This window comes from Williamsia sp. (assembly GCF_016462415.1).
Lineage (GTDB): Bacteria > Actinomycetota > Actinomycetes > Mycobacteriales > Mycobacteriaceae > Williamsia_A.
Genome location: NZ_JAEMTF010000015.1, coordinates 50105 through 67389 on the forward strand (window position 1 = coordinate 50105; position 17285 = coordinate 67389).

A 17285-nucleotide genomic window follows, 5' to 3' on the forward strand; every position below is an offset into this window, starting at 1 on the left:
TGCCGCGCGGTGGAGCCGGCGCGGCGAGCCGTCAGCGACGCGTCAGCACGAAGACCGGGATCTCGCGATCGGTGCGCTTCTCGTAGAGCGTGAAGTTGGGCCAGGTGCCGACCATCACTTCCCACAGCCGCGCGCGTTCGGCCCCCGCGACCTCCCGCCACGCGACCGACACGGTCTCGCGGTCGACGATGATCGCCGCCTGGTCGGTCGCCCGCAGGTTGAGCACCCATACGGGCATCTTCTGGGCTCCGAAATACGAGCCTGCGATCAGCCATCCGCCCTCGTGCGGTACACACAGCAGCGGAGTCGACCGGATGGCGCCACTCTTGCGGCCCGGCACACGCAGCATCAGGTTGGGCAGACCGGCGATGTCGAGGACGCTGACGCGGCCGGAGGTGACCCGCTGCAGGCGGCTGTCCCACTTCTCGATCTGAGGCAGCGCTTTCGGCATCCACGAGATGGCGCCGATCTTCACGGCGAGCGGTGTGAGCAGTCCCATGTGTCGACGGTAGTCAGCGGCGATCGCCGCTGCGCAACGACCCCGGTGCCTCGGTCATGAACTCGCCGAGGAGACGCGCCACGGTCTCGGGCGCCTCGACCTGTGGGAAGTGCCCGACACCGGGGAGGACCTCGAGGCGACTGTCCGGCATGGCCTCATGCGCGGCGTACCCGTGTTCGACCGGGATGATCGCGTCGTCGTCCCCCCAGATCAACAGCGTGGGCAGACCGGTGTTCAGGTAGAGGCGACTCAGGGCACTGACGGCCTGGCCGCGGTGATCGACCACGGACCGCAGGGTCCGGAGGAAGGCCTGCCGCGTCTCGCGGTCCCCGAGCGAGGCGTGGGCCTGCCACATCTCGTTGGCTCGCGGAGCGCGCAGACCCCGAGCGGTGAGCCAGGAATGCACGGCCGAACCCGCGGTGATGATCGGTTTCGAGGCGATGACAGGCATCAGCAGCTCCGCCCCGGGCGCGGCCAGCAACCGCAGGGTCCAGCTGACGTCCGGTCCGAGTCCGCCGCTGCCGATCAGCGAGAGGCGCTCGCAGTACTCGGGGTGCTGGTAGGTGAACTGCATGGCCACGCCACCACCCAGGGACTGACCCACGACGGTCACACGGTCGATCTCGAGTTCGTCGAGCAGATCGCGCAGCCAGGCGGCGAACGACCCCAGCGAGTAGTCACCGCGCGGCTTGCCCGACTCGCCGTGGCCGGGCAGATCGGGTGCGATCACCCGGTATCGGGTGGCCAGCGACGGCATCACCCCGCGCCAGGTGGTCGAGTTGCCCGCCATGCCGTGGATCAGCAGGATCGCGTCGCCGGTGCCGGCGTCGCGGTAGGCGACCCGCTCACCGTGGATGCGGGTGTGGGTGATGCCGGTCATGGGGTTCCGCCTTCCTGTGGGGCCGACGGCCGCAGCCGGCGGGGCAACCACCAGTTGATCGGTCCGAGGGCCGCCACCAACGCCGGCGCGAGGACGCCCCGCACGATCGTGGCGTCGATGATGATCCCGAGGGCCAACGCCGTCGCCAAAATCTTGACGTCGGTGGCGGGCACACGGGACAGCGAGATGAACGCGAGGAACAGGACCAGGGCGGCACAGGTGACCAATCGACCCGTGCGGGCCACCCCGACCACGGTCGCCTCGTCGGTGTCGCCGGTGGTGTCGTACTCCTCCCGGATGCGACTGAGCAGGAACACCTCGTAGTCCATGGAGAGCCCGAAGAGGAAGGCGAACACGGCGATCGGGATCCACACCGTGATGGCCCCGGAGGAGTCCTGGTCGAACAACAGCTGCGTGCCGACACCGTCCTGCCAGACCAACACCGTGATCCCGTAGGCGGCCGCCAGCGAGATCACATTGAGCAGCAACGCTTTCAGGGGTAGGACGATCGAGCGCAGCGCACGCACGAGCAGGGCGAACGTGACGATCACGATGATGAGGATGATCCACCACGCGTTGCCGTAGACGGCGTCGATGAAATCCGCGTTCTGTGCGGGGGCGCCTCCCACGTCGGCACCGGTCTTCTCGGCGGCGGTCCGGATCGCAGCCGCGGCGTCGGCCCCGGTCCCGCTGGATGCGTCGGCCGTCGTCCACGCATCGACAACCGACCGCCCGCCTGCCGTCCACGATCCCGGAGCGATCACAGCGGCGACCCCGTCGACCTCGGAGACCGCCGCGATGACCCTTTGGGGGTCGGTGGTGACGATCTCGACCGGCGCGGTCAGTCCCGCCCCGAGACCGGACTCCTCGACATGGGTGATGGCGGTACCGGCCGGGCCGCCGGTGGATGCGAGGGAGTCGTTGGTCGGCTGACCGAGTTGCAGGCCGACCAGTGGGGCCGCCATCGCGAGCAGGACGACGATCGCGGCCAGCGCCGACCACCACCGGTGCCGGACCACGATGACGCCGACCCGGTGCCAGAGGCGGCTGTCGGGTTCGGGCGATCGTCGATGCGGCCACGCCAGTCGCGGACCGACGGTCAGCAACAGTGCAGGCAGCAAGGTCAGCGCCGCGATCACACTGACCACCGGGATGAGCAGACCCGTGAAGCCGATGCTGCGTAGGAACGGGACCGGCAGCGCGATGAGCGCGGCGAGGCTGACCGCGACGGTGATGCCGGAGAACAGCACCGACCGCCCCGCGGTGACCATGGCGCGGTGCACCGCCTCGGCGTTGTCGGCTCCGTGGCCGCGTTCCTCCCGCCATCGGGTCACCAGCAGCAACGCGTAGTCGATGGCCACGCCCAGCCCGATCAGGGCGAGCAGGTACTGCACGATGAACGACACGTCGGTGACCGCGGTGAGACCCCAGACGATGAGGAACGTCGTCAGGATCGACGCCGCGGCGATGAGCAGCGGCATGATCGCGAGGAAGGATCCGAAGACCAGCGCGAGGACGACCAGGGCGCCGATGCCGCCGAAGAGGGTCTCGGCGAGGATGTCGACGCCTCCCCCGCCACCGCCGCTGGCCAGTTCGTCCTGGCCGGTCACCGCGACCGGCACGCCGGTGGACTCCTGCGCTTGCGCGGCAATCGCTTTCAGGGCGGGCAGGGCTGCGCCGTAGATCTCGGAACCGGGCAGCGGTCGTGGGTAGACCACCACCACCCCGACCGTCTTGTCCGTCGACAGCAGCGCCGGCTGGTCGGCGAACGACGCCACGCGCGCCCCGGGTGCCGCCTGCGCGGCGAGGCGACCGACCGTCTCGCCGGACGAGATCGGGACCGGTTGCTCGCGATCACCCACCACCAGCAGGATCGGCGGGTTGCCGCCACCGTTGCCGAACCGCTCGGTGATGTCGAGGTTCGACTCGTATCCGGGCTGCCCCGGCAGGCTGAAGTCGTAGCTCAGGGCCGAGGTGGCCTGCGGCGCGGCGTAACCGCCCACCACCGCCAGCAGCAGCCACGCGGCCAGCACCCACCGACGGTGTGCGATGACCAGGCGTGCGAGTCGCTCCATCGTGGGTTCCTTGCCGCGTCGCGGGTCAGGCGGTCAGCGCCGCCAGGTTGTCCACCGAGGACCGTACGTCGGACTCGATCACCCGGGCGACCAATCTGCCCACCGGACCGCTGAGCAGCCCGCCGCTGAGGTCGGCCGTCAGGTCGAAGGTGGACCCGCCCCCGTCGGGCGACACGGTCATCGCCAAGTCGATCTTCACCCCGCCGCGGCCGGTGCCCTTGAGCCCGATCCGCTTGGGCTCGTCGTACTCGGTCACGGTCCAGTTGATCGTGTTGCGGAAGCCCTTCACCTTGATCAGCGACGAGGCCTTCGTGCCCTTCGTGATCGTCGTGGGGACATCGGACTTCCATCCGGCGAAGATGGTCAGCCATTCGTCGAACCGCTGTAGATCCGACGCCAACGCCCACGCGGCCGCGGGTTCGAGGTCGGAGCGGACGGTCACAGTCACACTTGCCACCGGTTGATTCCTCCTGCTGCACGCCAGGTGCATGTCTGGGTTTCTGGTGTCGTGTGCACCGCATGTGCGACGTCGCCGGTGGGTACGGACCGGTCGCGCTGGGTTCCACAGTGCTTGACGTGACGGTACCGGTAGCGCTCGGTGCGCGCGGTATCGTGGCCCGACGCCGCTGTGAGGTGGTGACCCGGGTCACCCGGTCACCCGCGGCCCCGGCCACGCCGGTCCGGGGGGACATCGACGGAAGGTAACCCGCACCCATGACCGATCTCGATCCGTTCTACGAGGACGTCCAGGCCCACTACGACCTCTCCAACGACTTCTTCGACCTCTTCCTCGATCCGTCGCGGATGTACAGCTGCGCGTATTTCGAGCAGGACGACTACACGTTGGAGCAGGCGCAGTACGCGAAGATCGATCTCTCCCTGGGCAAGCTCGGGCTCGAGCCGGGCATGACGCTGCTCGACGTCGGCTGCGGGTGGGGCACCACCATCAAGCGCGCGATGGAGCGCTACGACGTCAACGTGATCGGCCTGACGTTGAGCAAGAACCAGTACGAGCTCGTGAACGCATCGCTGGCCGAGGCAACCCCGGAGGGCCGGACCGCCGAGGTCCGTCTGCAGGGGTGGGAGGAGTTCGACCAGCCCGTCGACCGAATCGTCAGCATCGGCGCCTTCGAACACTTCCGCGCCGAGCGGTACCCCCAGTTCTTCGAGAAGACCTACAACCTGCTCCCTGCCGACGGCCGCATGCTGCTGCACACGATCGTGGCCTTCAACCGGCACGTCATCCGGGAGAAGGGTCTGCCGATCACCCGTGACGTGCTCCAGTTCGCGCGGTTCATCGCCAACGAGATCTTCCCCGGCGGCCAGCTGCCCGAGCCGCACGACGTCGAGCGTGAGTCGACCGCCGCCGGCTTCACGGTCGAGAAGATCCAGCCGCTGCAGCAGCACTACGCGCGCACCCTCGACATCTGGGCCGATGCCCTCGAGAAGCGGCGCGACGACGCTGTCCGGATCGCCTCCGAGGACGTCTACAACACCTACATCCACTACCTGACCGGGTGCGCCGACTACTTCCGTAACGGTTACATCGACGTCATGCAGTTCACGCTCGCGAAGTAGGTCAGGCGCTCAGTACGTCGAGCATCCCGTCCACCGAGGACGGCCACCCGAACACCTCGGCGCGTCGCCGGGCGTCGGTCCGGCCGCCCTCGGGAAGGCCGAACACCGTCTGGACACCCTCGGCGAACGACTCTGCAGTGTTGTGCGCCACCGCGCCGCAGCGGTCGGTGAGCATCTCGGCGACCGCGGACGTGCGCGATGCGACGACCGGGGTCCCAGCCGCCAACGCCTCCAGCGCCGAGAGGCAGAACGTCTCGTGCGGGCCGGGGGCCATGGCGACGTCGGCGGCCGCGAGGAGACCCGCGACCGCGGTCCGGCTCTCCAGGAACCCGGTGAAGGTCACCGGCAGTCCGGCGGCACGCCGGGTGAGTGCGGCGCGTCGGGGGCCGTCGCCGGCGATCACCAGGTGGGTGTCGATCCCCGAGCGCACGAGGTGTGCACACGAGTCGATGCTGCGTTCGACGTGTTTCTCCACCGACAACCGACCGCAGTGCACCATCAGGTGTCGGGCCGAACCGCGCCACGTCCGGGCGGCCTCGGGATCTCGTCGTCGCGGATGGAACAGATCGAGGTCGACACCGAACGGCACGCGGTGGACGTTCGACGCCCCGATCCGGTCGAACTCGGCGCGCGCGAACTCGGTGGTGCAGACCACCGCGTCGTAGCCGGCCGCGGTCCGCGAGTTCGCGAGATCGGCTGCGGCACGGGCGAACCGCCCCGGCATCATCTGACCGAGCAACCGATCGAGACGTTCGTGCGAGATCATCACCGCGGCGATGTCGCGACGGCGTGCCCACGGCCCGAGGCCGCGTAGCGTGAGCCGGTCGGACACCTCGATCGCGTCGGGTCGCACCCCGCGCAACACCTCGGTGACACGGCGCGGATCGGCGACCCGATAGCCGCCGGTGAACGGGACCGCAAGCGCGGGAACGGTGATGCGACACACCCCGGACGCGAGGACCTCCTCGTCGGCTCGCGGGCCGGGGACGATCACCGACACCGTGTGGCCCCGATCGGTGTAACCCCGACCGAGTTGGTCGACCGCTGTTCGCAGCCCACCGGAGCGGGGCCCGTAGAAGTTCGCGACCTGAACGATGTGCATCGCCGCAGTATGAGTCCGGCATCACACGGGTCGTTGTCGGTGAGATGTACAGCGGCACAACGATCGCACAACAGAACGCTGCCGGTGTTGTGGTCAGGCACATCTGACGGTTCCGTCGCGGCACGGTCGGCGAACTTTCGCTAACCTCGGGCCCCATGGACGTGATCGCAGACAGCGAGGCCCGGTTGTCCTGGGTGCTCGCGGGCCTGGCGGGATTGGTCGGCGCCGCCGCATTCACCGTCACGGGTGGATATTTCGTGACCTTCATGACCGGCAACGCAGAACGCGGAGTACTCGGGTTCTTCACCGATCAACCGACTCTCGCCCGCGCCGCGATCTTCATCACCCTCAGCTTCGTCGCCGGTGTCGTGGTGGCCTCGCTGTGTCGACGTCATCTGTGGGTCAACCATCCCCATGGCGCCACCGTGCTGACGACGGGCGCCCTCATCGTCGCCTCGGTCGTCGATCTGATCATGGCCGGCTGGGATGCGCCGCAGGTCGAGTTCATCCCGATCCTGTTCGTGGCCTTCGGGATCGGCGCCCTGAACACCTCGTTCTGCAAGAACGGCGAGGTGTCCATCCCGCTGAGTTACGTGACCGGCACGCTGGTGAAGATGGGGCAGGGAATCGAACGCCACATCAGTGGCGGCAAGGCGTCGGACTGGCTCGGATACTTCCTGCTGTACGTCTCGTTCGTCGCCGGCGCCCTGATCGGCGGGTTGGTCAGTCTCGTCATCAGCAACCCGCAGATGCTGGTCACCGCGACCGTCATCAGCGCGGTGGTCTCCACCTATACCTACACGGTGGCCGACCGGGCCGGCGTACTCGGCTGACCGAGTCGCGTCACAGCCCCGAATCGTACTTGGGGACAACGGAGTACACGATCAGGTCCTTCGGGGCACCCTTTGCCCGAAACCGCCTGCGCCGCTTGATGTACTTGTCGGCGTCGGTGACGTCGAGAGTGGAGCTCGTGGCCAGCACCTCGCCCCCTGAGGCGGCGTCGGCCACCCGTGCGGCGATGTTGACGTCCACGCCCAGGTAGTCGTCGCCGTCGCGGCGGGGTTTGCCGGTGTGCAGGCCGGCGCGGAGTTGGGGGCGGTATCCGTCGATGGTGATCGCACTGACGGCCAGCCCTGCCTCGTGTGCCGCCTCGATGGCGTCCGCGCCGTCGACGAACACGGCCATGACCCCGTCGCCCAGGGACTTCACCACCCGACCGTTGCGGCGGCCGACGATGTCGGTGGTCGCCGCGTTGACCTGACGCAGCAGGGTGAGCACTTTGTCGTCCCCGGCGCGCAACGCCCAGGTGGAGAAGCCGACCAGATCGGTGAACAGGATCGTCACGTATTCGCTGGGCGCCGAGACCGCCGGTCGGCGTGCGATGAGCGCCTGCCACAGCTGCACCGCCGTCAGACCGAGTTCGCGCAGGGCGGTGGGCTGGGCGGATCCGGCTTCACCGATGAGTCGGGCGATGCGGTCGCTGTTACGGGTCGGATTGCTCGACACCTCGAGGATGGGCAGCTCGCCCGGCGCCACCTTGCGAGCCGACCGCGCGGCCTCGACGACCGAGTCCGTTCGGTTGACCCGGCCCGCCCACGCTCGCGCGCGGTTCAAGCCGTCGAGGAACGCGCGTCCTCGTGGGTGTCGGTTGTCGTCGGGATCAGCCATTGTCCTGGGGTCTCATCCGTGGCGATCGCGTCGTCACAGGTCCAGTGTGCATCGACCGGAGACGGTGCTGATGCAGGTCTGGATGCGGTCGCCCTCACGATGTTCGTCCCCGGAGCGCAGATCACGGACATAGCCCTCGCTCAGCGGCACCACGCACGTCTGACAGATGCCCATCCGGCACCCGAACGGCATCTGGACGCCGAGTTTCTCGCCGGCCTCGAGCAGTGTGGTGGCGCCGTCGATCTCGGCGGTCTTGTCCGACCGCGCGAACGTCACCGTGCCACCCTCGCCACCCTTGTCGGTGCGCGCGATCGCGAACCGCTCGATGTGCAGGTTGTCCTCGATGCCGTTGTGCGCCCAGACGGTCTCGACCTGATCGAGCATGGCCACCGGGCCGCACGCCCAGGCCGACCGGTCCCGCCAGTCCGGGACACGGTTGCCGAGATCGGCGATGTCGACCTTGCCCATCTCACGCGTCAGCTGCAGATCGAGCACGTAGTGCTCGGACGCGCTCAGTTCCTCGAGCTTGTCGAGGAAGATGACGTCGTCGCGGGTGGGCGCGGAGTGCACGTGGACGATGTCGGGATGTTCGCCGCGGGCCCGCAACCCCCGCAGCATCGAGATGACCGGCGTGATGCCGCTGCCCGCGGTGATGAAGAGCAGCTTCGCCGGGGCCGGATTCGGCAGGATGAAGTCGCCCTGCGGCGGCGCCAGCCGGATCACGGTGCCCGGCCGGACGCCGTCGACGAGGTGCGTCGAGAGGAAGCCGTCGGGGTTGGCCTTGACGGTGACGGTGATGCGCTTGCGACGCGATTCACCGATCGACGTCAGCGAGTACGAGCGCCAGTGCCACCGGCCCTCGACCTGTAGTCCGATACCGACGTACTGTCCCGGCGCGTAGGAGTGCGAGAAACCCCACCCGGTCTCGATCTCGACGGTGGCGGTGTCGGCGGTCTCCTTCTCCACGGAGACGATGCGCCCACGCAACTCCCGCGCCGACCACAACGGGTTGAGCAGGTGGAGATAGTCGTCGGGCAGCAGCGGGGTCGTCGCCCGCGCGATCAGTCCGCGCACGATGTTGATCTGCGGTCTCGCGGCCTCGACGTCTTTCGCGGGCTGTTTACTCCACTTGAGCAGGTCCACTTCGGTCCTCGAATCAGTCGGTCGCAGTGGCCATCTCGGACGGGGACTCTCCCCCACCCGCCTTCGGTGTGGAATCCCCGTCGGAGCGCTCCTCGCGACGGTTGGCGACGACGCTGCTGAGGAAGGCGGCACCGATGAAGGCGACCCCGACCAGGCCGGTGATGATCTCGTTGATGTGGTACTCGATCGAGATGAACAGGATCACCGACAGGGCGCCGATGGCCCAGTGCGCACCGTGCTCGAGGTACCGGTAGTCCGACAGCGTGCCCTGGCGGACCAGGTACACGGTGATCGAGCGGACGAACATCGCGCCGATGAAGCCGAGTCCCAGGGCGATGATGATCGGGTCGGCGGTGATGGCGAACGCGCCGATGACACCGTCGAACGAGAACGACGCGTCGAGGACCTCGAGGTAGAGGAACAGGAAGAACGCGGCCTTGCCGGTCGCCTTGACCAGTGTGGACGGGCCGCCCGCGGCGCGCGAGGCCACGTCGCGCTCGTGGTCCTCCTCGAGTTGTTCGGTGTGAAACAGCGATCCGAGTCCGTCGACGGCGATGTAGGTGATCATGCCGAGCACGCCGGCGATCATGATCGTCGCCCGGTGCTGGTCGTCGGCGAGGAACTCCGCGACGAGGGTCAGGCTGAGACCGGCGATGATGACCGACAGCTGATCCAGCTTGCCGATTGTCGCCAGGGGCTTCTCGAACCACGAGAGCCACTTGATGTCGCGCTCGGACAGGATGAAGTTGAGGAACAGCATGAACAGGAACATGCCGCCGAACGCCGCGATCTGCGGGTGGGCGTCGGTGAGGATCTGCTCGTAGGACTCCTGCCCGGACCCCTCGGCCGGCGGGTTGAGCGCGAGGTCGAAGGCCTGGACCGGGTTGAGGCCCGCGGTGACCCACACGACGACCAGCGGGAACAGCAGGCGCATACCGAAGACGGCGATGATGATGCCGACGGTCAGGAACATCTTCTGCCAGAACTCGCTCATCTTCTCGAGCACGGTGGCGTTGATGACCGCGTTGTCGAACGACAGTGACACCTCGAGCACACCGAGGATGGCGCAGAGCGCGACCGCTTCCCAGCTGCCGTAGACGAACGCGGCCACGAGTGCGGCGATGGTGACCAGGACCGAGATCCCGAAGGTACGAACAACCACGGATGTGGCCTTTCGCTAGAGGACGCAGTTCGGGAGTCGTGCCGCCGACATCGGCGGCCACGACTCCCGAGTGCTGGTCACGTGGATGGGCAGTATGACGTTACTGCACGAACGACGATCAGACGTTGACCCCGAAGTCACGTGCGATCCCGGCGAGGCCGGATGCGTATCCCTGGCCCACCGCGCGGAACTTCCACTCCGCGCCGTTGCGGTACAGCTCGCCGAAGACCATGGCCGTCTCGGTGGACGCATCCTCGGTGAGGTCGTAGCGGGCCAGCTCCGAGTTGTTGGACTGGTCGACGACGCGGATGAACGCGTTGCGGACCTGACCGAACGACTGCGAACGCGCGTCGGCGTCGTAAATCGAGACGGGGAAGACGATGGAGTCGACCTCCGGCGGTACGGCGGCCAGGTTCACCTTGATGACCTCGTCGTCGCCCTCGCCCTCACCGGTGGTGTTGTCACCGGTGTGTTCGATGGAGCCGTCCGGCGAGGTCAGGTTGTTGAAGAAGACGAAGTGCTTGTCCGACAACGACTTCTTGTCGGTCCCGGTCGCGATGGCGCTCGCGTCGAGGTCGAAGTCGGTGCCGGTGGTGGAACGGATGTCCCAGCCGAGGCCGACGGCCACCGCGGTGAGGTTCGGGGCCTCCTTCGTCAGAGAAACGTTTCCGCCCTTGCTCAAGCTGACGCCCATGTCAGTCCTTTCCGTTGTTGCCTGTCAGAGCTGGTCAACCCAGTCTGAATTCGTTGCAGCCACCGTACGTGAAGTCCGACATCCGGTGCGAGCGATCGACCGTGCGACAGGCTGCCCTCGGACAACTGCCGCGACCGGTTCAAAGGTTCCCCAGTACGATTGCGCAGGTGGTCAGTGGCTGGTTCGGACGTTCTCGGAGTTCGGGGTCACGCACCCCGGTCGCTCCGCTCGACGCTGCCCGCGAGGCCATGGTCCGGGACTTCCTCCAGCTCGACCAGCGTCTTTCCATCATCTCCGACGGTGTCGACGCGGCGACGGAACTGGGTCAGGACCGCACGTTGGCGCAGGCCTTCGAGCCGGTCCGCACCCGCGTCTACGTCAGCATCGACCGCTACCTGTCGCTGAGCGACTCGTCAGGCACCCCGACGGCGACGCCGGGAAATCGTCAGGCCGAGTACGAGCAGTGTTCACGCGACATTCACGAGTCCATCTCGGCGCTCGACCGGTTCTACTCCGAGCACTCGACGTCCATCGAGGGCGCCCGGACCATGCGCGCTGCGGTCCCCGATCGCGCCGGGGCCGCCATGGGGGCATCGGACGCAGCCATCGCAGCGGTCGACGCCCTGCCGGCGGAACTGTCGGTGTACAGCTCGGTGCGGTCGGCGCTCGACCATCTCGCACGCGTCCGGGCCGACTTCGACCGCGCACGTGACGCCGCCGCCGGTGTCGCGACAGCGGAGCTGAACACCGCGACCACCGAACTGTCCGCCGCCGCCGAGGAACTGACGTCTGCCGTCGAGGCCGCGCCGCGTCGCTCCGTGGAGGTAGAGCGGGCACTGTCGTCGGTACGCACGCGATGGTCGGCGGTCCGCACACGCGCGGAGCGCCTTCCCGAGGCCTATTCGGCGTTGCTGCGGGAGTTCTCGGCCGCCTGCTCCGAGGATCTGATCGGACACGACCGACGGGGTGACGACGCCCTGCGGGCCGCCGCCGGGCACATCGACTCCGCGGCACACATGCTGGCCGCCGACCCGGATCGGGCCGGCGCCGAGGTCGGTGCCGCCAGGTCCGCTCTCGCCGACGCCGAACACTTCATCGACGGCGTGACCGATCGCCTCACCACGCTGCGCGACGTTCGGGCCGACCCGCAGGCGGTCGAGGGTAGAGTCCGATTCCAGATTCGTGACGCACAGTTGCTCGCCGTCGACCGTGGCCTGGTTCCGCAGTGGGGAACGGTCCTCGACGCGGCTGCGGCGCGAGCGGACAGGGCCACCACCGGCCTGACCGGCACCCACCCCGACTACTGGGGTTACGTGACCGAGATGGACGACATCGCCGCATTCGTCGCGGACGTCGTCACGAAGATGAAAGGCCAGGGCAGACGGAGATGAGCCCCACCGCGACCTCGGGTCGGACGGTGATGCATTTCCCGATGCTCGACGAGAGCGAACTCTCCCGTCTCTTCCATCGACGGCCGCAGCCGATCCCGGTGGATGCCGATCGCGAGCTGCTCGCCACCGCGTTGGGCGCCACGCTCTACATCCCGGCGATCCGTGACGGACTGGTGTCCCTCATCGAACGCGCCGCCGCCGCTGGGTCGGTGTCGATCGTCGTCGATCTCGAAGACGCCGTCCCCGATGCCGAGGTCGCTGCGGGGGTGCACGCCGTGGTGACCGCTCTCGACACCCTCGCCGCCCGTGGCGGCCCCCTGCTGTTCGTCCGCGTCCGCTCGGCCGACCAGATCGACGCGCTGATCTCCGAGATGACAGCGGGTGCCGACATCCTCGCGGGTTTCGCGATCCCGAAGTTCGGTTCGTCATGCGGCCGCGACTATCTGACCCGGATCGTTCGCGCGTCCGAGGTCGTCGGCCGTCGGCTCTACGCGATGCCGATCATCGAGACACCCGAGGTGCTGGCCCTCGAGACGCGTGACGGCGAGCTACGCGCGATCGCCGAACTGCTCGGCGAGTTCCGCGACACCGTCCTGGCCGTGCGCATCGGCGCCACCGACCTGTGTGGCACCTTCGGTATCCGCCGCGATCCCGACCTGACGATCTACGACGTCCATCCGGTCGCCTCGGTGATCGCCACGGTGGTCAACATCCTGGGTCGTCGCGACGGCACCGGTTTCGTCATCACCGGACCGGTGTGGGAGTACTACAACGCGCACGAACGCATGTTCCGGCCGCTGTTGCGCAACACGCCGTTCAAGGAGATCGACGCCGTCCGGTTCCGCACGCACCTGGTCAGTCGCGACCTCGACGGTCTGCTGCGTGAGCTGGTGCTCGATCGCGCGAACGGCCTGCAGGGCAAGACCGTCATCCACCCGACACACGTCAACGTCGTCCACTCGATGTGCACGGTGTCGCACGAGGAGTACGTCGACGCGCTCGCGGTGCTCGGTGTCGCCGACGAACACGCCGGAGCGGACGCGGCCGGGGACACCGGCGGCGTGCTCCCGTCGGAGTACCGCAACAAGATGAACGAGCGTCGACCGCACCGCGCCTGGGCCGAACGCACCCTCACGCGCGCCACCGTCTTCGGGGTCACCCGCCCCGATGTCGCGGTCATCGAACTGCTGACCGCGGTGGTCGATCGGTGACGACGCACCCGGTACCTGCCCTGGCGCCCTGGGCCGGAACGGAACTCGGCCTGGTGGCGTCGCACGTCGACGGGATCGCAGGGTGGAGCATCGACGCACTGATCGAACCGGGCCTGCGACGCAACCCCAAACGCGCACACCTGTGGGTGTCACGGGTCCTCGGCAAACACATCCCGGTGGCCCCGTCGACCATCATCCGCGCCGGGTCCGACCTCGCGGACCTGGTCCGCATCGGCACGGGTGAATCGGTCGTCGTCTTCGGTTTCGCCGAGACGGCAACGGGTCTGGGACACGTCGTCGCCCGGCGACTCGACGCGCCGGTCTACCTGCACTCCACCCGCCGCCCCGGCCCGCCCGGTGCGACGTGGGCGCGGTTCTCCGAGGGCCATTCGCACGCCACCGACCACCTCATCCAGCCGTCGTCGCCGGAGCTGCTGCGCACCGGGGACACGCTGGTGCTCGTCGACGACGAGATCTCCACGGGAGCAACAGCACTCGATGCCATCCGCTCACTCCACCAGCTCGCTCCGCGACGCCGGTACGTCGTGGCCGCACTGGTCGACATGCGATCGGACGCCGACGTGGCGACCTGCGCCGCCGCCGCTGCCGATCTCGACGTCACCGTCGAGTTCGTCAGTCTGGCGCGCGGGGTCGCCACCGTGCCCGCTGATCTGGTCACGCGGGTCGCGGCTCTTCCCGATCGGCAGCCCTCCGGTGATCACCTCCGCGACACCGTCGACGACGGTGAGGTGATCCGGGTCGACGTCGAGTGGCCGCCCGATGTGCCCGATGGGGGACGCCATGGCTTCCTCGCCGCCGACGAAACCGCCTTTGCCGGGCTGGTCGCGTCCGCGGCGGAGGCCCTCGAACCCCACCTCGACCCGCGGCGCCCCGTGGTCGTGATCGGGCACGAGGAACTGATGTACCTGCCGATGCGGATCGCGGCGGCAATCGAGTCCCCCGGGCGGATCGTGCTGTCGCAGACGACCACCCGCTCCCCCGCCTACGTGCGCGACGCCGACGGATATCCGCTGCGCCACGGGTTCGCTTTCACCGCGCCGGAGGTGCGCACGTCCATCGATGCGCCTCGTCGGTACCTGTACAACGCCGGTGAGGCCGACCCCCACACCCAGCGCGTGCTCGTCGTGGACGCCGCCGCCGACACCGATGCCCTCGTCGCCGACGACTCGGTGGTCGCCGCGCTGACCGGGTCCGGACGAGACCTGGTGCTGCTGGTCGTCGGCGACACGCGGTTCGCAGCGCTGGCCGCGGCCCGGGGTGTGAGTCGGTGAATCTGCCCACGCCGCTGTACGGGCCCGACTTCGGCAGCTACGCGCCCGACGAGGTCGCCTGGCTGCTCACCGATCTGTCCGATGTCGATCTCGAGGCCGACATCGAGATCCGCGAGCGCGCGATCCAGGCCGGTACCGCGCACTACGCGGAGTCGCTGCCCATCGAGTTCCAGCCCGATGAGCGCTACCGGGCGTTGTTCGACACCGTCCTCGACGAGACCGCCGGCACGCTGGCCGCCGCGGTCGCGACCGTCACCGAACTGGTGATCGCCGAACGCGGCGAGGACGTCGTGGTGGCGTCCCTCGCCCGCGCCGGCACCCCGGTCGGGATCCTCATGCGCCGATGGGCGCGGTACCGGCACGGCCTCGAACTCCCGCACTACGCCGTGTCGATCGTCCGCGACCGAGGCATCGACCGGACCGCGATCGAGTACCTGGCCGCACATCACGACCCCGCATCGGTGGTCTTCGTCGACGGGTGGACCGGCAAGGGTGCCATCGCCCGTGAACTGACCGCCGCGCTCGACGACGTCGCGGCCGCCGGGGGGCCGCGGTGCAATCCCGATCTCGCCGTGCTGGCCGATCCCGGTCACTGCGTCCGCACGTACGGCACCCGCGACGACTTCCTCATCGCCTCGGCCTGCCTGAACTCGACGGTCTCCGGTCTGGTGTCGCGGACGGTCCTGAACGCAGATCTGATCGGCCCGAACGACTTCCACGGCGCGAAGTTCTATCGGGAACTCGCCGACTCGGATGTCTCGAACCGTCTGCTCGACGCGGTGTCCGGCGCTTTCCCCGACGTCGCGGGAGGCATCGACGATGCCGTCACCGACCTCGTGGCCTCTGATCGGACACCGTCGTGGAGCGGGTGGCGATCGGTGGAGGACATCCGCGCGCGGTACGGCATCACCACGGTCAACTTCGTCAAGCCCGGTGTCGGTGAGACGACGCGCGTGCTGCTGCGACGGGTCCCGTGGCGGATCCTCGTGCGTGACCCCGATGCCCCCGAGTTGCACCACATCCACGCCCTCGCCGAGAGTCGGGGCGTTCCGGTGGAGGTCGTCGACGATCTGGCGTACTCGTGCATGGGGCTCATCAAGGAACTCGAGTGATCGGGAGGCAGCAGTGACCGCGCTCGTCGCGACCGATCTGGATCGAACGTTGATCTACTCGACCGCCGCGGCCGAGATCGGCGTCGAGCCGGACGACTACGCCTGCGCCGCCACCCTGCGGTGTGTCGAGATCTATCAGGGGCGACCGCAGTCGTTCATGTCGCACCGCGCGGTCGAGTTGCTCGACGAGCTGGACCACGTCGCGACGGTGGTCCCGGTGACCACCCGTAGCGTCGAGCAGCTACGCCGCGTCGAGCTGCCGTTCACTCCGGATCTGTCCCGTCGTCGGTTCGCCGTGGCCGCCAACGGCGGCGAGATCCTCGTCGACGGCGTGCCCGATCCCGCCTGGCGAGCCGAGGTCGAGCGACGACTGACCGCGGCCTGCGCACCGGTCTCGGAGGTGCACGATCACCTCGCTGTCGACGCCGACCCCGGCTGGCTGCGGTCGCTGCGCATCGCCGACGGCCTGTTCTGCTACGCGGTCGTCGAACTCGCAGCGCTGCCGCCGGACCTGGTCGACCGGTGGCGCCAATGGGCCCGACCCCGCGGATGGAACGTGTCCCGCCAGGGCCGCAAGATCTACGTGATGCCCGACCCGGTGACGAAGTCCGCAGCCATCGCCGCGGTTCGCGAGCACTACGTCCCGCATCCCACCGACCGCCTGTTCGCGGCGGGCGACGGGGTGTTGGACCGGCCGCTGCTGATGTCGGCCGACCGAGCGATCCGGCCTCGACACGGCGAGTTGCAGGAACTCTCGTGGCACCATCCGACGTTGTCCGTTACGAGCGCTTCGGGCATCGCCGCGGCCGAGGAGATCCTGGATTGCCTGCTGATCTGGTCTCGCGAGACCGTGGTCGCCTGACCACCGTGAGCACGACCGACATGACCACCACCGAACGACCGACTGAGGAACGTGACTGATGGCGACGACGCTGACCAAGGGACAGAACGGCCCCCTCGCAGGAACCGATGTGGAGATCTCGGTCGACCTGGCCGCGGCGGGTGATCTGTCCGCCCTCCTCGTCACCGATTCCGGGAAGGTCCGCACCGACGCCGATTTCGTCTTCTTCAATCAGCCGTCCGGGCCCGGCGTCACGCTGGCGACCGGTGCGGGCATCGGCACCCTGCGTCTGAGCCTGGGTGCGGTCCCGGCCGACATCACGCAGATCCGTGCGGTCATCACCCTGGAGAACGGCACCTTCGGTCCGATCGCGGCACCCGTGGCCCACGTGCGCGTCGGTGGGCAGGACGCCTACGACTATCCGATCGACGGGTTGTCCTCCGAGTCCATCGTCATCGCGGCAGAGGTGTACCGGCGCGGGACCGACTGGAAGGTCCGCGCCGTCGGGCAGGGATACGCCGGCGGTTTCGCCGCCCTGGTCACCGACCACGGTGTGTCGGTCGACGACGCAATGCACTGCGTGTCGCCAGTCGGACCTGAGCAACTTCCCATCCGCCGGACTTTGAATCACTTCGTT

At 68.4% G+C, this 17285-nt stretch carries 17 protein-coding genes; 8 read left to right on the plus strand and 9 right to left on the minus strand.

The annotated features are described in order from the left end of the window. Nucleotides 1-31: 31 nt before the first annotated feature. From JHC79_RS06170 to JHC79_RS06185, 4 genes are read right to left on the minus strand one after another with little or no spacing between them, the layout of a single operon-like run. Nucleotides 32-499 carry a nitroreductase family deazaflavin-dependent oxidoreductase gene (locus JHC79_RS06170; RefSeq protein WP_296389286.1) on the minus strand — a complete coding sequence of 156 codons (468 nt, stop codon included), beginning with the start codon at nt 497-499 and terminating at the stop codon, nt 32-34. A 13-nt stretch (nt 500-512) separates the two neighbouring features. Beyond that, nucleotides 513-1379 carry an alpha/beta fold hydrolase gene (locus tag JHC79_RS06175; protein WP_296389287.1) on the minus strand — a complete coding sequence of 289 codons (867 nt, stop codon included), beginning with the start codon at nt 1377-1379 and terminating at the stop codon, nt 513-515. Further along, nucleotides 1376-3454, minus strand: a complete 2079-nt coding sequence (locus tag JHC79_RS06180; protein ID WP_296389288.1) for an MMPL family transporter — start codon at nt 3452-3454, stop codon at nt 1376-1378. The genes JHC79_RS06175 and JHC79_RS06180 overlap by 4 nt, the downstream gene beginning before the upstream one ends. Before the next feature lie 25 nt (nt 3455-3479). Next, entirely contained in the window at nt 3480-3911 is a 432-nt protein-coding gene (locus JHC79_RS06185; RefSeq protein ID WP_296389289.1) for an SRPBCC family protein, read from the minus strand. A gap of 257 nt (nt 3912-4168) precedes the next feature. Between JHC79_RS06185 and JHC79_RS06190 the strand changes: the two genes are divergently transcribed. Then, nucleotides 4169-5032 carry a cyclopropane mycolic acid synthase family methyltransferase gene (locus JHC79_RS06190; RefSeq protein WP_296389290.1) on the plus strand — a complete coding sequence of 288 codons (864 nt, stop codon included), beginning with the start codon at nt 4169-4171 and terminating at the stop codon, nt 5030-5032. Between the two features lies 1 nt (nt 5033). Here JHC79_RS06190 and JHC79_RS06195 read toward each other — a convergent pair whose 3' ends face one another. After that, on the minus strand, nt 5034-6134 hold the full coding sequence (locus JHC79_RS06195) for a glycosyltransferase (protein ID WP_296389291.1): 1101 nt from the start codon (nt 6132-6134) through the stop codon (nt 5034-5036). Between the two features lie 155 nt (nt 6135-6289). Between JHC79_RS06195 and JHC79_RS06200 the strand changes: the two genes are divergently transcribed. Then, nucleotides 6290-6967: a YoaK family protein gene (locus tag JHC79_RS06200; protein ID WP_296389292.1), complete on the plus strand. Its 678-nt coding sequence runs from the start codon at nt 6290-6292 to the stop codon at nt 6965-6967. Nucleotides 6968-6977: 10 nt separating this feature from the next. Here JHC79_RS06200 and JHC79_RS06205 read toward each other — a convergent pair whose 3' ends face one another. The 4 genes from JHC79_RS06205 to JHC79_RS06220 form a co-directional block, all read right to left on the minus strand. After that, complete coding sequence (locus JHC79_RS06205) at nt 6978-7802, minus strand: adenylate/guanylate cyclase domain-containing protein (protein WP_296389293.1); 825 nt, start codon at nt 7800-7802, stop codon at nt 6978-6980. 33 nt (nt 7803-7835) lie between these two features. Beyond that, entirely contained in the window at nt 7836-8945 is a 1110-nt protein-coding gene (locus tag JHC79_RS06210) for a ferredoxin reductase (RefSeq protein WP_296389294.1), read from the minus strand. Between the two features lie 13 nt (nt 8946-8958). Next, on the minus strand, nt 8959-10107 hold the full coding sequence (locus JHC79_RS06215; RefSeq protein ID WP_296389295.1) for a DUF475 domain-containing protein: 1149 nt from the start codon (nt 10105-10107) through the stop codon (nt 8959-8961). A gap of 118 nt (nt 10108-10225) precedes the next feature. Next, nucleotides 10226-10801: a TerD family protein gene (locus JHC79_RS06220; RefSeq protein ID WP_296389296.1), complete on the minus strand. Its 576-nt coding sequence runs from the start codon at nt 10799-10801 to the stop codon at nt 10226-10228. Between the two features lie 167 nt (nt 10802-10968). Here JHC79_RS06220 and JHC79_RS06225 point away from each other — a divergent pair, with 167 nt between their 5' ends. From JHC79_RS06225 to JHC79_RS06250, 6 genes are all read left to right on the plus strand, one after another. Beyond that, nucleotides 10969-12192 (plus strand): hypothetical protein, encoded by a 1224-nt coding sequence (locus JHC79_RS06225; RefSeq protein ID WP_296389297.1) that lies wholly within the window; start codon nt 10969-10971, stop codon nt 12190-12192. Further along, complete coding sequence (locus tag JHC79_RS06230; RefSeq protein ID WP_296389298.1) at nt 12189-13403, plus strand: HpcH/HpaI aldolase/citrate lyase family protein; 1215 nt, start codon at nt 12189-12191, stop codon at nt 13401-13403. The genes JHC79_RS06225 and JHC79_RS06230 overlap by 4 nt, the downstream gene beginning before the upstream one ends. Beyond that, the gene (locus JHC79_RS06235) at nt 13400-14695 is read left to right on the plus strand and encodes a phosphoribosyltransferase family protein (protein WP_296389299.1); all 1296 of its coding nucleotides are present in this window, start codon (nt 13400-13402) and stop codon (nt 14693-14695) included. The genes JHC79_RS06230 and JHC79_RS06235 overlap by 4 nt, the downstream gene beginning before the upstream one ends. A gap of 2 nt (nt 14696-14697) precedes the next feature. Further along, nucleotides 14698-15807: a cysteine protease StiP family protein gene (locus JHC79_RS06240; protein WP_366782366.1), complete on the plus strand. Its 1110-nt coding sequence runs from the start codon at nt 14698-14700 to the stop codon at nt 15805-15807. Between the two features lie 13 nt (nt 15808-15820). Beyond that, nucleotides 15821-16669 carry an HAD family hydrolase gene (locus tag JHC79_RS06245; protein ID WP_296389301.1) on the plus strand — a complete coding sequence of 283 codons (849 nt, stop codon included), beginning with the start codon at nt 15821-15823 and terminating at the stop codon, nt 16667-16669. A 58-nt stretch (nt 16670-16727) separates the two neighbouring features. After that, nucleotides 16728-17285, plus strand: a 558-nt coding sequence (locus JHC79_RS06250; RefSeq protein ID WP_296389302.1) for a TerD family protein, incomplete at its 3' end; no start/stop codon positions are given.

Excerpts from the sequence above, each read along its gene's own strand:
- JHC79_RS06170 (WP_296389286.1), bottom strand. The coding sequence starts at position 499 with ATGGGACTGCTCACACCGCTCGCCGTGAAGATCGGCGCCATCTCGTGG.
- JHC79_RS06175 (WP_296389287.1), bottom strand. The coding sequence starts at position 1,379 with ATGACCGGCATCACCCACACCCGCATCCACGGTGAGCGGGTCGCCTAC.
- JHC79_RS06180 (WP_296389288.1), bottom strand. The coding sequence starts at position 3,454 with ATGGAGCGACTCGCACGCCTGGTCATCGCACACCGTCGGTGGGTGCTG.
- JHC79_RS06190 (WP_296389290.1), top strand. The coding sequence starts at position 4,169 with ATGACCGATCTCGATCCGTTCTACGAGGACGTCCAGGCCCACTACGAC.
- JHC79_RS06195 (WP_296389291.1), bottom strand. The coding sequence starts at position 6,134 with ATGCACATCGTTCAGGTCGCGAACTTCTACGGGCCCCGCTCCGGTGGG.
- JHC79_RS06200 (WP_296389292.1), top strand. The coding sequence starts at position 6,290 with ATGGACGTGATCGCAGACAGCGAGGCCCGGTTGTCCTGGGTGCTCGCG.
- JHC79_RS06205 (WP_296389293.1), bottom strand. The coding sequence starts at position 7,802 with ATGGCTGATCCCGACGACAACCGACACCCACGAGGACGCGCGTTCCTC.
- JHC79_RS06220 (WP_296389296.1), bottom strand. The coding sequence starts at position 10,801 with ATGGGCGTCAGCTTGAGCAAGGGCGGAAACGTTTCTCTGACGAAGGAG.
- JHC79_RS06230 (WP_296389298.1), top strand. The coding sequence starts at position 12,189 with ATGAGCCCCACCGCGACCTCGGGTCGGACGGTGATGCATTTCCCGATG.